This is a genomic window from Polyangium mundeleinium, from assembly GCF_028369105.1.
GTDB lineage: Bacteria > Myxococcota_A > Polyangia > Polyangiales > Polyangiaceae > Polyangium > Polyangium mundeleinium.
Genome location: NZ_JAQNDO010000001.1, coordinates 3,610,562 through 3,625,842 on the forward strand (window position 1 = coordinate 3,610,562; position 15,281 = coordinate 3,625,842).

Here is a 15,281-nt window from a genome sequence, read left to right on the forward strand (position 1 = left end):
GCTATGGCGGACGAATCCATTGACTTGTTCAAGCGAATCTTTCACGAGACGGAGGTTGTCGACATCGACTTCTCTAGGTGGGATAAATTCATCCGCATCGTAGCAGTCGCTCGAGTCATGCCACTTGGCGAGGATGGATGGTTCCAGTTGTATCAGGTCGACTTCTGTGACGTTGAGTCATTCACTTGGCGGTCGAACCACCTCGGTGTCGAGCTAGACAAGCCGGAACAACACTGTCAACTGATGTTCATGGATTACTTAGTCAAGAAGACCAAGACTGCTTATGTGTTCGAACTCCGTGGCATTCGGCCTTCTCCCGACATGGTGATCCATTGCAAGCGTCTCAACATAAGCAGCATCAGCAAATCCGCGATCGATGCTGTGAATCCCAGATGGGATCAACCGTACCATCCACTGGCCAGGCCGAGTATCGAAGAGTTGTTCGCTGCGCGAAAGGTTCGGAAGGGTAAAACCCCGTAGAGCGGGCGGCGGAACTGACGGAGGAGCACGCCGACACGCCGGCCGTAATGCCCGATTCGGGGGTGGGATGGCCGGGGGCACGTGGTGCGCTCGGTGTACGACGCGCTGAATCGGCGGACGGGGCTGTGGGTGCAGAAGGGGTCGGATCCGGAGGTGCTCGCCGAGGTGACGGTGTATGGCGAGGGGCAGACGGATCCGGAGGACGCGAATCTGCGGGGGAAAGTGTATCAGGTGAAGGATGGGGCCGGGGTGGTCACCTCGGTCGAGTATGATTTCAAGGGGAACTTGCTGGAGAGCCAGCGGCAGCTCGCGCAGAACTATTCGACGCAGATCGATTGGTCGGGGACGGTGGCGCTCGAGACGGAGGTGTTCACGCAGACGATGGCGTATGATGCGCTGAATCGGCCGACGAGCCTGACCACACCGGACCACAGCGAGGTCAAGCCGACGTACAACGAGGCGAGTCTGCTCGAGAAGGTCGAGGCGCGGATTCGGGGCGCGAGTAGCTGGACGACGTTTGTTGATGACATCGATTACGATGCGAAGGGGCAGCGAGAGAAGATCGTCTACGGGAACGGGGTGGTCACGGAGTACAGCTACGATCCGTTGACCTACAGGCTGACGCGGCTCAAGACGACGCGGATCTCGGACAGTGAGCTGCTGCAGGACCTGCGATACACGTATGATCCGGTAGGCAACATCGTCGAGATTGCCGACTTGGCGCAGGAGGAGCTCTACCACAACAACGAGCTGGTCGAGCCGGTCTGGAAGTACGAGTACGATGCGATCTACCGGCTGATCGAGGCGACGGGGCGTGAGCATTCGGGGCAGAATGCGGATATCCAGCAGGATGCGAATGGGTTTCCACTGGTGAATGCGGCGAACCCGAATGATCCGCAGGCGATGCGGAACTACGCGGAGAGCTTCGAGTACGATGCTGTCGGCAACATCTTGAAGATGATTCATGCCGCGCAGGGCAGCACGGGGAGCTGGACGCGGCGGTACGATATCGCGGAGACGAGCAATCGGCTGCTCGGGACGAGCTTGCCGGGGGATGCGCTGGGGCAGTATTCAGCGACGTATACCTACGACGAGCACGGGAGCATGATCACGATGCCGCATCTCGATGGCATCGCATGGGATTTCAAGGATCAGAAGCGCGAAGTCGACAAGGGGGGCGGGGGGACGGTCTACTTTACGTACGACGCGGGTGGGCAGCGCGTGCGGAAGGTCTGGGAGCATAGCGGGATTGTCGAGGAGCGGATCTACCTCGGGGGTTTCGAGCTCTACCGACGGCATGAACTCGGGGATGTCGTGATGGAGCGGGAGACGCTCCATGTGATGGATGATGCGCGGCGGATCGCGATGGTGGAGACCAAGACGGTCGATACGTCGGATTCGAGCCTCCTGGTGACGTCGCGGGTGCGGTATCAGCTTGGGAATCACCTCAGGTCGGCGGCGCTGGAGCTGGATGGGGATGGGCTCGTCATCAGTTATGAGGAATATCATCCTTATGGGACGACGGCCTACCACGCAGCTGCGAGCGGGGTGGAGGCCAGCGCGAAGAGGTATAGGTATACGGGCAAGGAGCGGGATGAGGAGACAGGGCTGTATTACCACGGGGCGAGGTACTACGTGCCGTGGTTGGGACGATGGACGAGCGCGGATCCAGCGGGGATGGTGGATGGCGTTTGCCTGTACCAATATGTGCGCAGCGACCCAATAGGGCTCCACGATCCGTCGGGAACCACGGGGGTGAGTTTATTTAGCAAACCCGATGAAGTCACTCAGATGTCGATGGGGACCACAGCTCCAGGAAATTTCCGGGTCGGATGGTCCAAACGCCAGGTGCGGGTTGGTGGCTCACTTACGCCGAAGCTCCAGCCAATCCCCAAGCCTCGTTTAGATGGTGGGGCTGTTCTGCCTCCCTCGGAACGGGACAAACCTGACCGCCGTGCTACACGGTCGAGGACAAACCGTTCATGCCGAAGCGAATCCGAAGAAACCACACGAGCGAGCAGAAGGCCGCGCTGCTGAAGCGCCACCACGTGGAGAAGGTGCCCGTTTCGAGCCTTTGCGACGAGACGAAGCTGCAGCCGAGCCTCTTCTACACCTGGCAGCGGCAGCTGTTCGAGAACGCGGCCGTCGTGTTCGATGGGCCGCCGAAGGACAAGCCCTCGGCACGCGAGCGTGAGCTCGAAGCGCGCGTCGCGCAGCTGGAGGCCAAGCTCTCGAAGAAGGACGCGGTGATCGCGGAGATCTCCGAGGAATACGTCAAGCTGAAAAAAGAACTTGGGGAGCCCTGACCGGCCGGTGGGTTCCCCACGACACGCGTGACGAGGTCGTCGACTTCGTCCGCGTGTGGGCCGACAAGACGAATATCATCGGGGAGAGCTTCATTCGCTGGCTCGGCGTCGCGCGCAGCAAGTTCTTCGACTGGAAGAAGCGCTACGGTAAGGCGAACGAGCACAATGCAGATGTGCCACGCGACTTCTGGATCGGGCCCGAGGAGCGGCAGAAGGTGCTCGACTTCCACGCAAAGAACCCGCTCGAGGGCTATCGCCGATTGACGTTCATGATGCTGGACCAGGACGTCGTCGCCGTCAGTCCTTCGACCACCTATCGGGTGCTGTCGGCGGCAGGCCGCCTCGACCGCTGGAAGCGGGGCGCGTCGAAGAAGGGCACCGGCTTCGTGCAGCCGCTCAGGCCGCACGAGCACTGGCACATCGATATCGCCTACCTGAACGTAGCTGGCACGTTCTATTACCTGTGCTCGCTGCTCGACGGCGCCAGCCGCGCGATCGTCCATTGGGAGATTCGCGAAGCGATGACCGAGTTGGATGTCGAGTGCATCGCACAGCGTGCGCGCGAGAAGTACCCTGACGAAAGGCCACGCATCATCTCGGACAACGGCCCGCAGTTCATCGCGAAGGACTTCAAGGAGTTCATCCGAATCGCGGGCATGACGCACGTGCGCATCTCGGTCAACTACCCCCAGTCGAATGGCAAGATCGAGCGCTGGCACAGGACGCTGAAGAGCGACGCGATTCGGGTGACGCCGCCGTCATCGCTCGCGGATGCCCGCCGCATCGTCGGGCGCTTCGTCGACCATTACAACGGCGTGCGCTTGCACAGCGCCATCGGGTACATCACACCGAACGACGCGCTCGCGGGCCGAGCCGATATCATCTGGGCCGCACGTGACACGAAGCTCGAGGCAGCTCGTGAGGCGCGGCGGCAGCGTCGCCTGGCAGCGAGGGCGGCTGCGCATCCGGAGCACCGAGCCCCCGCCAGAGGCTCCGTCTGCCCATCGCCCGCATAATCGCGGAGCCGCCGCGCGCAGCAAAGGGCAATCTCGCGCCCGGAGCCACCCGCAGCCGCGGCGAGATGCTCGGGGCTGCGCCGGGCAGCAACCGCGGCCGCCTGGAAGCCAAACCCGGCGAGGATGGCGAGGACGCGAGTTGCCCAACGCGAGCACGGTGGCACTCTCGGTGGCGCGTGGGCCTCGCGAATTCAGGCCGCTTGTGACTTGCCTTGGAGAGGTTTTACTTTACTATACCGGGACCGCGTCCTGTTCACGGGGAACCAGTACAGTAAAGCATGCCATGCCGGATGATGTTATCATCCTCAACGACCTAACTCGCGAGGAACAGATTGTTGAGCTAACAAAACGGATTCCCGGGCTTACGGAAGCGCAGGCACAAGTTGCGTTGGACCAGGGATTCAGTCGAGAATCCCGCGTCGTGTTTGGAGGGAGCAGAGTTCGGGGCGATTTTAAGCCGACCTCGGATATCGACATTGGATTTGGATCATTAACGGAACGCCAAGCACAGCGTGCTCTTAAAAATATTCGGAAAGCCGGTCCGCTAAGCCCAGAGGAGAGAATACAAATCGTGCCAGGGAAATCCACAGACCACATACCGACGATTAGGAGCCCAGAAGAATTCTTTCAGAGGAGCGGGGTTCGCGCCCCGACCGATCCTCGCGCCGGCGAGCCTTTTCTCCCTTCGGGTTCGATTACTGCGACGCCCGATGGTCAGATCCTCATCTATCGCCCAGGAGTACCACAATGATTTGCATTTTGGATGGTCACCCGGTCGAGTCGACATCCCTGACTGTCCGCGAGATGGGAACCGGCGGAGTGCCAGCGCCCCTGCTGCACGATGTAACGCTTGTGTTCGACCGTGCTGAGTTTGTTGCGCTCCTGTCCTCGGCCTATGCCGCTCTCGGTAAGGCATTGAATGAGGACATCCGATTGGTGGGTGATGCCGACGACGACGAGCGAGCCTGCGTCATGCATCCAAGTCTCGCCGGGCTACTCGACAGCACTCCAGCAACGCTGTCGGGCCTCATGAGAGATTACTTATGGAACGACCTCCTGCGAGTGTGCTTCGGCACCAATGCGGTTGAAGTCTGCGAGTATGTGATTGACGCGTACAAGTCTTTGAAGGTGGAGGCGTCTGTTGTTGCCATCGACGCCACCGCATACCATGTGCGACCGTTCGAGACGCGTTAGCAGCCCGTGGACCTATCCCGAAGGACGATCGACAAGAACGGTGAGATGATGGTAGGTTTATCCGTGTCATGTCGATGGGGCGAACACGAGAGAAGCAAGCGCCGCTCTGGGTGGCGACGCCTTCGCTGCCGCGGTCGCCGGGGCACCGGTTCTACGAGAAGCTGAACGAGCTTCTGCGTGAGAACGGGTTTGACCGGGCCATGGAGGCGGCGTGCGCGAAGTATTTCGAGGCCGACGGGACGGCGGGCAGGCCGTCGATCCCGCCGGGGCTTTACTTCCGGATGCTGCTGGTCGGGTTCTTCGAGGGGATCGAGTCCGAGCGCGGGCTCGAATGGCGGTGCTCGGACGTATCACCTCGCCCACCCCCGTCTGGACGCCGTCCCGCCCCCGTGGCAGGCGCCGCGGGCCCGCACGTTCGGCCTGCCATCGCGCGGCATCAGGCTCCACAGCAAGCGCCACGCAGACGTCCGCGCAACCGCTCGCGCGAGCCAGCGATCGTCAGAGGCTCGCACATTTGGGGGACACACGCCGGCCCTCTTCGCGCCGATGCTCTGACGCGGACGCTCGGAGGACGCGACGTCGACTCGCTCTATCCCTGAGCAGCTATCTCGTGCGGCAGCGGAACTCGCTGCCCGCGCAACGCCGCCCTGATGGGCGTCCGCAGGTACGCCTTCGAGTCGAGCCCGCAGAGCTATGCGCCTGGCGTTCGCCGACGTCCTCGCCTCGGTGAACAACGCGACGGCCATCCCCGACGAAGCAGAGCCCGATGGCAGCCTCCAGAAGCGCCCGCTGACCGCGAGATCCAGCGAGAACACAGCCTCCCCATGGAAGACCGCTCCCGCGTCCGCAGCGGTCTCCGCCCCTCCGAACGTCCCAACCCCCTCGCGTCACCGTGACGCGCGCCCGTTCGAGCCTTCGAACCCCCGCGCGTCACCGTCTCCTGCGGGTCTCCAAACGTTCGACCCCCCACGCGTCACCGTCGCACGCGCCCGTTCGAACGTTCGACCCCCCACGCGTCACGTTCTCCTGCGGGTCTCCGAACGTTCGACCCCCTCCACGTCACGGTGACACGCGCCCGTTCGAGCCTTCGAACACCCACGCGTCACCGTCTCCGGCGACCCTTCGACCGTTCGAACACCCTCGCGCGCCCACGACGACGACCTCCTCGGCCGCGCCGAGGAGGTCCTACCCGCACTGCTCCGCGCTCCTCCGCACGGCCATCGTCACTTCTTGAGGATGACCTCGCCACCAAACGTCATCGGGTAGGTGATCATCACCGTCCCACCACCCGCCGGACGCGGGAACTTGATCGTCTTGAACGCCTTGCGCACGCAGTCGTCGACCTTCGGGTTCCCCACCGTCGACTTCTTCACGCTCGCCTCGTTCACCACGCCGAGCGGACCGACCGTCGCTTGCAACGTGATCGTGCCCGCGAGCTTGCCGTCCTTGTCCGCGCCGATCGTGTAACAAGCGTCGAACGCCTTCACGTTCTCGTTGACCGCCGTCTGGATCTGCTCGTCGGTGAGCGTGCCCGAGAGCGGCAACGTGTCCGGGTCCTTGGGGTTGCCCTCGGCCGGCGTTCCCTCGGGGGAGGGGGAGGAGGAGGAGGAGGACCCTTGCTCGCCTGCCGTCGCGGTAGGACCACCGGGCTCCTTGGGTCCCGAGCCGCCCGCAGGTGGCGTCGCCCCGCAGCCCGCGAGGACGACGAAAACGATGGGAGTGACAAACCAACGCATGGCGTGCGAGTTCAGTCGAGATGCGGCGCGTTGTCCACCGGGAACGTTACCGTTGGAACCTTACCGCTCACGCGACACGCGCGCGGGCGGCGTGTCCGAGCGCGACGGCGCGGCGGTAGACGGACTCGTACGCGCTCGCCATGACCGAAGTGGTGAAGCGGTCGCGGGCGCGGCGCGCACACTGGAGCCGGTCGAAGTGCGCGAGTTCGGGCGAGCAGGCGACGCGGGCGAGGGCGTCGAGGTCGTCCGGGGGGACCAGGAAGCCGGTGACGCCCTCATCGACGATCTCCGGGAAGGAGCCGCGCGCAAAGCCGATCACGGGCGTGCCGCAGAGCATGGCCTCGACGGCGACGAGGCCAAACGGCTCCTCCCACAGGAGAGGACAAACGAGCGCACGCGCGCCCGAGAGGATGCGGATCTTCTGCTCGTGGTCGACCTCCCCGTGGTCGAGGACGCCCGGGAGATCGAGCCGCGGTGCGATGTACTCCTCGCAAAACGCTCGATCCTGCGGGTGTGTGCGGCCGCCGAGGTGGATGGGCATGCCCACGAGGCGCGCGAGGTCGAGCGCGAGGTGCGTGCCCTTCTCCTCGCAGTAACGCCCGATGTGCGCGAGGTAGCCGTCGTCGCGCAGGCTCGGCGGGTATCGGTTCGGCGAGAGGCCGTGGTGGATGACGCGCGCGCGCGCCAGCGGGACCTCGAGGTCGAGCTGACGCTGGCTGATCGCCACGTGGTAGACCTGCGGGTGCGACGCGTAGATCCGCGAGAACGATTCCTCGCGGTGGTGGTGCAACGTGTACACGATCGGCACACGCAAAAAGCCGGAGAGCGGTACGCCGTGCGGGCTGTTCAGGTGGACCACGTCGAAGGTGCTGCGCGCGATCTCGGCGAGCGCCCAGGCGACGTGGTTGACCTCGTCCGCGGCCGTGGGGGGCCAGACGGGGCGGTGGTAGAGCGCGCGCTTGCGGCAGCTCGTGATGGAGTCGCCCGTCGTGAACACCGTCACGGCGTGGCCGCGCGTGTCGAGCTCCTCGGCGAGCTCGTAACAGAAGAGCTCGGTCCCGCCGTAGCCGATGGGCGGCATGCGGATGAATGGGGTCGAGATCATCGCGATGCGCATGGCTCACCGTGCCTCCCGCGCGCGTCCGCCCCCTTTGCGCGCAGGGAGGATGAGGTACACGCGCCGTGCCATGCGCGAGGCGTCGTCCCCCGAGGCACCGCGCGATCGTGTAGCGAGCTCGCCTCCAGGGGGTGAATCGGCCGGGCTCTGCCCGGACGAGAGGGGGACGCGAGGCCCCTCGGGACTAAAGCTCGGGCGCTTGCCAGGCTTCGACGCGGCGCCAGATCGTGGCGAGCAGATCCGGCGCCGAACGTTTGAGCGCATAGATCAGGTGTGCCTCGGCCGTCACGGGGACGAGGCCCTGATCGTGCTCGACGGCGTTCATGATCTTCGCGGCCACGAGTTCTGGGGAGGCGCCGCGCTCCATGAGGCGGCGCGAGCGTTCCAACGCCGCGGGCTCGGCAAAACGGCCGTGGCGGCGGCTCGCCTCGTGGATGTTCGTCCGGATGAACCCGGGGCAGATCGCCGTGACGCCGATGCGGTGGCGGCGCAGGTCCGCGCGCAGCGCCTCGGAGAAGCCGACGACAGCGAACTTCGTCGTCGAGTACGCGACGAGCAGGCGGCTGCCCGCGAGGCCCGCGGCCGAGGCGATGTTGATGACGTGGCCACCTCGGCCTCGATCGATCATGCGCGGCACGAAGAAGTGACAGCCGTGCACGACGCCCATCACGTTGATGCCCATCACCCAGCTCCAGTCCTCGAGCGTGGTGTCGCGCAGGCCGCCCGTGACCGCGACGCCGGCGTTGTTGACGAGCACGTCGATCGCAGGAAACACGGCGTGCACCTCGTCCGCGAAGCTCTGCATGGCCGCGGCGCTCGACACGTCGACCTTGCGCGCGAGCACGCTCCGACCCTGCGCGCGCGCGGCGGAGGCGACCTCGTCGAGCCTCGCCTCGTCGACGTCGCAGACGACGAGGTCTGCGCCCTCCTTGGCGAACGCGAGCGCCGTCGCCCGCCCGATGCCGCTGCCCGCCCCCGTCACGAGGACAACCTTGCCTGCAAAACGCCCGCTGCTCATGGGGAGCGACGGAAGCGCCCCGCCGGGCGGGCGTCAAGTCAGGTGCCGAGCGTGACGAGGAGCGCTTCGACCGCCGGCGGCCAGATCGCCTGCGCCTCCGTGAGCAACTCGCGTTCTTCGAGGACACGGTAAATCGCGAGCGCGCGGCGCAAGAGAGAGCGCGCCTCCAGCCGCTCGGCCGACGTCCCCTCCGCGAGCACCGTGGCCGCGCGGAAGCAGAAGAGCGCGTGATCCCCCTGGATCTCGGAGACGTCCGGCTGCTCCGACGCGAGACGCGCCGCGAGCGTGAGGCCCGTCCGGAACGCTTGGAGCGCGCCGCGTGGATCCGCCATCGCGCGGAGGACGTGGCCGATGCGGCCGTACGTCGCGTAGAGGTCACGCCGCGCCTCGTCGTCGTACGTGGCCTCGGCGAGGTCCTCGCGGAGCACGAGGCAGGCGCGGTAGGCCGCGAGCGCCTCAGGCTTCTCGCCCATCGCGCGTAGCACCTCGCCGATGCTCTCGTGGCAACGCGCGAGCGCGCGGCGGCGTTGGATGTCGTCCGGCGCGTCGCGCGCGAGCCGATCCCGCACGACGAGCGCTTCCCTGTACGCCGCGAGCGCACCCGGGCCGTCTCCAGCGGCGAGGAGCGCGTCGGCATACCGGTCGCGCGTGAGCGCGACGAGGGAGCGATGATCCTGATCGTCGGGCGCGCCCTCGGCGAGGCGCTCGGCGAGCGTCATGCCGCGCTGGAAAGCGGCCGCCGCTGCGGCCTCGCGCTCGTCTTCGAGCAAGTAGTCGCCGACCATCACGTGGCAGAGGGTGACGCCCGTGAGCACGCCGGCGATGGCCTCGCGGAAGGTCTCCTCGGGGTGCTCGGCCTCGTCGAGGGCGCGACCGTCCCGCGGGTAGAGGGTGCGATCCGAAAGCAGGCCGGCTTGCTCCTGCGTGCCGGCACGAGCGCGGAGCGGGATCACCACGGCCCGCTTGTCGCGCTCCATCGTGAGCCCCTCGCGGAGCGTCGCCTCCACGCTCGAGCCGGGCATGAGGGCTTCGGGGCTCGCGAGCACCACGATCACGTCGGCGGTGCGGAGGCGGGAGCGCGTGTCCTCGGGGGGGGCCGCCGGCACGGATTCCCGTACGATCCCGGCGTCGACCGCGCACAGCCGACGCCGCAGGCTTGCCACTCGCGCAGGCGATCGTCGCCGAGCTCGACGCGCTGCCGAGCGGGCGGACCTTGACCTCGCGAGGTCTCTTCGATCGGCTCATGAGCAAGCTGCGCGAGTCCGTGCCGTGCCTCCACCACGCACGCGCGAAGGTGAGCTTCGAGCTCGTCGCAGGCAAGCCGGGGCGGCGCGACTCGACCTCCACGATGCCCGCGCCCGCGCCACGCCTCGACGTGCTGCCGCGGAGCGCGACGCCCGCGCCACCCGCAGCGCAGCTCGTGCCGCCGCCACCCGCAGCGCAGCTCGTGCCGCCGCCGCCCGCAGCGCAGCTCGTGCCGCCGCCGCCGGCCGAGGCGCTGCGCCCAGTGCCACCCCTCCGCGAGCCCGAAGTCTCGCTCGCACTGCCGCGTCCGCCGCGCACGTTCCATCCGCCGCCGCCCCCGGACGACGTCGATTTCACATGGACCAACGACAGCGAGGACTGGGGCAGCATGCCACGCGTGATCCCGCTGGCGCGCCCCCTCTCCGCGCCCCCCGGCGCCTCGCTCCCGCCACCACCGATGCCAACGACGAGCAGCGGGAGCAGCTCGATCCTCGGGACAGACGGGCCGATCTCGAGCCCCATCTCAGGCCGCGAGATCTCTCCCTTCGCGCGGTACACCGTCGAGGGCGAGCTGCTCGCATCCCAAGGCGATCCAAACGGCGCCATCGCCGCCTTCCGCAAGGCGCTCTCCGTGCTCGGGCCCGGCGGCGATCCACACGCGCGCGCCGAGATGTACGTGCGGATCGGCGAGCTCCGGTCGCGGCACGGCGAACCCGAAGACGCAATCTCGGACTTCGAGAAGGCACTCGCACTGCGCCCAGGGCACATCCCCGCCCTCGAATCCCTCCTCCTGCTCTGCGCATCCGAGCGCGACTGGCGCGGCGTGATGAGCGCCGAGGAGCGTCTCCTCGCAGCACTACCAACCGACACCCTCCGCTTCGAGCGGCTCATCGAGTTCGCCGCACGCTGGGAAGGCGAAGCAGAAAAACCCGCGCGCGCACGTCTGCTCTTCGAACGAGCACGAGAGGTGCGCCCGCAAGATCCCGTCGTGCTCGAGCAAATCCGTCGCCTCACGCTGAAGTCGTTGCCGCCCGCCCCGCGGGGGTGAGGCGCGGAGCTGGGGCTTTGCCCCAGGCCCCACCGGGGCTGTCCGCCCCTGGACCCGGACCAGCGCAAGCGCTGGACTCGGGGTCGATGAACTGCGCTCTGCGCAGTTCATCGAACAGCCGCTGGCAAGACCCTACACGACCCTGCCAACCAAGACCGCAGCGTTGCTGGTTCAACCGGCAACGTGCCGCTGCGTGCGACGACCTCCGCGGTCTTGCCACCGGCCCGTTGGAAGAACTGCGCATCGCGCAGTTCTTCCACCTTCGGTCCAGGCCGTGCCTGGTCCGGGTCGAGGGGCGGATAGCCCCCGCGGGGTCCGGGGCAGAGCCCCGGCGCGACGCTCTGCGAGCCTCGCACGCTCAGGCGATCGACTCGGCCTCGTACATCTTGATCTGGGCCTTTGTCATGGCTTCTTCGCCGCGGAGGCCTTTGTGGTGTTTGCGGAACACCTCGGAGCGTGGGTAGGCGAGGAAGGCTTCGCGTGTGGACCAGCGGGAGACGGCGAGCAACGCGCCTTCGTCTTGCCAGAGCTCGATGCCTAGGAATCCTTCGAACTGGTCGAGGTCGTGCGCCGTGTCGCGGAAGGCCCGTTTGATTCGGGAAAGCTCGTGCTCGGGGGCCCGGATGGTGTTGACCACGACGTACATGCGTGACTCCTTCGAGACAGAGCGCGCGTGGCGCGTGCATGTTCGGGGCAAACCGTGTTCCACCCCCGATTTGGAAAAGCCTGTAGCATGGGGGCCTGCGCGCTTGCCATGACCGCCACCCCGCGTGAAGAACGCGCGCTGAGCGCTCGCGGCGTCAGCTCTTCTCCGACGGATGCCACCGCCGGAGCAAGAGCCAGCCGCCGAGGTTCGTCGCACCGAACAAGCCGAGCCCGAGCGCCGAGGCGCAGAGCACGGCTGCGAAGAGCAGGTCTGTTCGGAGCTGCCGCGGCGCGCTCATGATGAGGATGCCGAGCCCGGGCGTGCCCTCGGCGAAGCCTGCCACGAATTCTCCGACGATGGCCCCGATCACGGCGAGCCCGCCGGCGATGCGCAGGCCCGTCACGATGCTCGGCAAGGACGACGGCAGGCTCAAGAGCAGGAGCGTGCGCAGCTTGCCCGCGCCGTACAGGCGGAAGAGGTCGCGCAGCGCGGGCTCCACGGATCGTAGCCCTGAGAGCGCGTTCGCCACGACCGGGAACACGCTCACGATGAAGGCCGACACGCTCACGGCGCGCTCGCCTGGCCCGAACCAGAGCACGAGCAGTGGCGCGATGGCCACGATTGGCACGGTCTGCAGAAAGACCGCGTAGGGGTAAAACGCGCGCTCGAGCAGCCGCGAGGCCGAGAGCGCCACGGCCACGAACACGCCGATCACCCCGGAGAGCGCGAAGCCGAGGAGCGCGCTTTTCGCTGTGGTCCAGGTCGCGAGCCCCAGCGTCGTCGCGTCTGCCGCGAACGCCGCGGCGATCTGGCTCGGCGGAGGCAGCAGATACGTGGGCACCACGAGCACGCGCACGAGCGCCTCCCAGGCGCCGAGCAAAAGCACGAGCGAGAGCAGGGGCGGGGCCGCGGCGGTGAGGGGCGTCTTCATGGCGCCTCGCCCGCGAGGAGCGCCTCCTGCAGCGGCCCGAGCACGCGCGCGAAGCGTGGATCGCTGCGCAGGGAGGCGGCGCGCTCGCGCGGCAGATCGATCGGCGTATCGAGCAGGATCCGCGCCGGGCGCCGGGAGAACACGATGCACCGCTCGGCGAGGTAGGCGGCCTCTGCGTTCGAGTGCGTGACGAAGAGGACGGTCATGCCGAGGTCGAGCCAGAGCGCGCGGAGTTGATCGTCGAGCCGCTGGCGCGTGAGCTCGTCGAGGGCGGCGAAGGGCTCGTCGAGCAGGAGGATGCTCGGGCGCGTGACGAGGGCGCGGGCCAGCGAGACGCGCATCTTCATGCCGCCCGAGAGCTCCGCCGGATGCCGCGCCGCCGCGTCGCCGAGCCCCACCTGCTGGAGCGCTGCGAGGGCCTGCGCGCGCCGCTCGTCCCGGGCGACGCCCGCGAGTTCGAGCGGCAAGGCTGCATTGTCGAGGACGTTGCGCCAGGGCAGGAGGTGCGCGTCCTGAAACACGTAGGCGATGCGGGGCCGCTCGGCGCCGTTCGGGGCGAGGAGCTGGACGGAGCCTCCGTCGGCCTGGTCGAGCCCGGCGACGAGTCGGAGCAGCGTGGACTTGCCGCAGCCGGAGGGGCCGAGCAGGGCGACGAAGGTGCCGGCGGCGACGTCGAGGTCGAGGCCGTCGAGCACGACGCCGCTGCCAGAAAAGACGCGCCGCGCCCGCTCGACGAGGACACGCACCCCGCCCGGGCGAGGCGCGCCCGCTGCGAGGCCGGGTTCGAGGACCAGGGAGGTCATGGCGTCCCTTGGGTCGCCTCCAGGTACACGTCCATCTGGCCGATCGACGTGTGGTGCACGTATTTCTCGTCGAGCAGCCGCTGCATCTCCGGGAAATCGCGCATGGAGTCCGCCGAGTCGAAGGCGTCGCCCGTCACGTGCGGGAAGACGTCGTAATGCTCGACGACGATCGCCGCGGGGGGCGCCTTTTCGAGATCCGCGAGCAGAACCTTGCGATGCTCTTCCTTGGCCCAGGCGACGCGCTGCGGGACGTTGTAGATGTACCGTGTCGCCGCGGCGCGGTCGGCCATGTCGTAGATCGACGGCTCGAAGCCCCACACGAAAATGGGGCGGTTCGCCGGGACCACGCTCCGGAGCAGATCGGCCACGGCGCGGTTCGTCACGGTATTCACGTCGGCCACGCTGGCGAGCTCGTCGAGGCCCCGCTGATTGCGCAGCCCATCGGCCACGAGGGCCAGGCGTTTCTGCGTGCGCACGAGGAACGAGCCCGGGACGTCCTTCGTGGCCGTCCGGCCGAAGGGCACGAGCAGGAGCACCAGGAAAAAACCGGCGAAGCCGAGCGCCCCGCGCGTCCGCGCCCGCTTTCGGAGAGCGTGATACCCGAGCGCGGCGACGAGCCCCGTGAGCGGCCAGGTCGCGCCGTAATGGTAGGGGAAAAACTTCCCCTGCATGGCCACGCCGACGAGGTGGATGAAGGCAATGCCGAGCGCGAGCAAGGCGAGCGGCCGCTCGCGCGCGCCCAGGCCGAAGCCGAGCGCGAGGAGCAGGCCGATCGTGGGGACACTCCCGTATTGCTGGAACCACTCGGTGAAGGCCCAATAAAACATCGCCGTCGGGGCCGCGCCGTGCCAGCCGAGCGCCGTGTAATAGGGCGTGAAGACGAACAGGACGCGGTGCAGGTCCCCGAGCGCGCCCCGCGCGCCGAACCAGGCCGCGCACAGGGCAATGGGAATCGCCCCGCCCGCCGCGAGGAGGAGCGAGGGGCGAACGAGGCCGCGGGCGGCGGCGCGCAGGCGCTCGATCGTCGGGCGCGCGGGGTCCGTGTCCCACCACGCGGGCAGGAGCGCGACGAACGCGGCGCCGCCCACGAGCGGCGGCTTGAGGAGGCCGGCGAACCCGAAGAGGAACCCCGCGACGACCCAATCCCGCGCCTTCGTCGCCGCGGCGGAAGGCAGGCCGGACGGCCCTTTGCGCGGGGCGCAGAGCAGGGCGGCGATCGTGATCATGCCGCCGAACGACTCGGGCTGGGACGTGTGCCAGAAATCGAGCTGCGCGTGGACGAGGACGCTGATCGTGGCGGCGAGGAGCCCGAGCGTGCGGCTGCCCCAGAAGCGCAGCGTCAGGCGCGTCATGCCGAACGTCATGAGCGCGAGGCCAAAGACCTCGAGGATGCGGATGCCCCCCTGCGCGGACCCGAAGAGGAGCCGGGCGAGGGCGTAGACCAGGAAGATCCCGGGGGGCTTGAAATCCCAGGCGTCGCGATAGGGCATCCCGCCTTCGAGCACGGTGCGCGCGACGACCGTGTAGATGCCCTGGTCGCGGCCGTGGCCGAACAGGAGGATCTGGCCGAACAGGAAGACGAGCGCGGCGAGGCACGTGGCGACGAGCGCGCGTTCGGCGAGGAGGTCGAGGTAGCCCGGGATCACGGGCGCCGGGGGCGGCGTGGACCGCTCGGGAGCGGAGGACGGGTCGTCGGCGGCGAGAGTCACCGGGGCGACGTTCTAGTCGGGATCGGCGGCGG

At 67.4% G+C, this 15,281-nt stretch carries 16 protein-coding genes; 8 read left to right on the plus strand and 8 right to left on the minus strand.

From position 1 onward, the window contains the following. The first annotated feature begins 3 nt into the window (after positions 1 to 3). The 7 genes from POL67_RS14430 (at position 4) to POL67_RS54215 (ending at position 5,595) form a co-directional block, all read left to right on the plus strand. Entirely contained in the window at positions 4 to 480 is a 477-nt protein-coding gene (locus tag POL67_RS14430) for a hypothetical protein (protein WP_271917929.1), read from the plus strand. Between the two features lie 153 nt (positions 481 to 633). Continuing rightward, positions 634 to 2,517, plus strand: a complete 1,884-nt coding sequence (locus tag POL67_RS53595) for an RHS repeat domain-containing protein (RefSeq protein ID WP_271917930.1) — start codon at positions 634 to 636, stop codon at positions 2,515 to 2,517. Beyond that, complete coding sequence (locus tag POL67_RS14440; protein ID WP_271917931.1) at positions 2,463 to 2,786, plus strand: transposase; 324 nt, start codon at positions 2,463 to 2,465, stop codon at positions 2,784 to 2,786. Before POL67_RS53595 ends, POL67_RS14440 begins: the two co-directional genes overlap by 55 nt. 53 nt (positions 2,787 to 2,839) lie before the next feature. Continuing rightward, a complete protein-coding gene (locus POL67_RS14445) occupies positions 2,840 to 3,802 on the plus strand; it encodes a DDE-type integrase/transposase/recombinase (RefSeq protein ID WP_271917932.1) in 963 nt (320 codons plus the stop codon). Positions 3,803 to 4,085: 283 nt separating this feature from the next. Beyond that, on the plus strand, positions 4,086 to 4,553 hold the full coding sequence (locus tag POL67_RS54210) for a nucleotidyltransferase domain-containing protein (protein WP_373372358.1): 468 nt from the start codon (positions 4,086 to 4,088) through the stop codon (positions 4,551 to 4,553). Next, on the plus strand, positions 4,550 to 4,996 hold the full coding sequence (locus POL67_RS14450; RefSeq protein WP_271917933.1) for a hypothetical protein: 447 nt from the start codon (positions 4,550 to 4,552) through the stop codon (positions 4,994 to 4,996). Before POL67_RS54210 ends, POL67_RS14450 begins: the two co-directional genes overlap by 4 nt. A 74-nt stretch (positions 4,997 to 5,070) precedes the next feature. Then, on the plus strand, positions 5,071 to 5,595 hold the full coding sequence (locus POL67_RS54215) for a transposase (protein WP_506333366.1): 525 nt from the start codon (positions 5,071 to 5,073) through the stop codon (positions 5,593 to 5,595). Positions 5,596 to 6,219: 624 nt separating this feature from the next. Here the strand turns inward: POL67_RS54215 and POL67_RS14455 are convergent. The 4 genes from POL67_RS14455 to POL67_RS14470 all read right to left on the minus strand — a co-directional run bounded on the left by POL67_RS14455 (position 6,220) and on the right by POL67_RS14470 (position 9,973). Beyond that, entirely contained in the window at positions 6,220 to 6,732 is a 513-nt protein-coding gene (locus POL67_RS14455) for an AgmX/PglI C-terminal domain-containing protein (RefSeq protein WP_271917934.1), read from the minus strand. A 67-nt stretch (positions 6,733 to 6,799) separates the two neighbouring features. Continuing rightward, positions 6,800 to 7,849 carry a glycosyltransferase family 4 protein gene (locus tag POL67_RS14460; RefSeq protein ID WP_271917935.1) on the minus strand — a complete coding sequence of 350 codons (1,050 nt, stop codon included), beginning with the start codon at positions 7,847 to 7,849 and terminating at the stop codon, positions 6,800 to 6,802. A gap of 184 nt (positions 7,850 to 8,033) precedes the next feature. Then, positions 8,034 to 8,867 carry an SDR family NAD(P)-dependent oxidoreductase gene (locus POL67_RS14465; RefSeq protein WP_271917936.1) on the minus strand — a complete coding sequence of 278 codons (834 nt, stop codon included), beginning with the start codon at positions 8,865 to 8,867 and terminating at the stop codon, positions 8,034 to 8,036. 38 nt (positions 8,868 to 8,905) lie between these two features. Next, the gene (locus tag POL67_RS14470) at positions 8,906 to 9,973 is read right to left on the minus strand and encodes a tetratricopeptide repeat protein (RefSeq protein ID WP_271917937.1); all 1,068 of its coding nucleotides are present in this window, start codon (positions 9,971 to 9,973) and stop codon (positions 8,906 to 8,908) included. A gap of 50 nt (positions 9,974 to 10,023) precedes the next feature. On the opposite strand from POL67_RS14470, the gene POL67_RS14475 reads away from it, so the two are divergent. Further along, positions 10,024 to 11,160 (plus strand): tetratricopeptide repeat protein, encoded by a 1,137-nt coding sequence (locus POL67_RS14475; RefSeq protein WP_271917938.1) that lies wholly within the window; start codon positions 10,024 to 10,026, stop codon positions 11,158 to 11,160. 358 nt (positions 11,161 to 11,518) lie between these two features. Here the strand turns inward: POL67_RS14475 and POL67_RS14480 are convergent, their stop codons facing one another. From POL67_RS14480 to POL67_RS14495, 4 genes are all read right to left on the minus strand, one after another. Continuing rightward, positions 11,519 to 11,806, minus strand: coding sequence for an antibiotic biosynthesis monooxygenase family protein (locus POL67_RS14480; protein ID WP_271917939.1), 288 nt, complete (start codon positions 11,804 to 11,806; stop codon positions 11,519 to 11,521). Between the two features lie 154 nt (positions 11,807 to 11,960). Continuing rightward, positions 11,961 to 12,737 (minus strand): ABC transporter permease, encoded by a 777-nt coding sequence (locus POL67_RS14485; RefSeq protein ID WP_271917940.1) that lies wholly within the window; start codon positions 12,735 to 12,737, stop codon positions 11,961 to 11,963. Then, positions 12,734 to 13,540: an ABC transporter ATP-binding protein gene (locus POL67_RS14490; RefSeq protein WP_271917941.1), complete on the minus strand. Its 807-nt coding sequence runs from the start codon at positions 13,538 to 13,540 to the stop codon at positions 12,734 to 12,736. Before POL67_RS14490 ends, POL67_RS14485 begins: the two co-directional genes overlap by 4 nt. Further along, positions 13,537 to 15,249, minus strand: coding sequence for an ArnT family glycosyltransferase (locus tag POL67_RS14495; RefSeq protein WP_271917942.1), 1,713 nt, complete (start codon positions 15,247 to 15,249; stop codon positions 13,537 to 13,539). Before POL67_RS14495 ends, POL67_RS14490 begins: the two co-directional genes overlap by 4 nt. Positions 15,250 to 15,281: the final 32 nt, after the last annotated feature.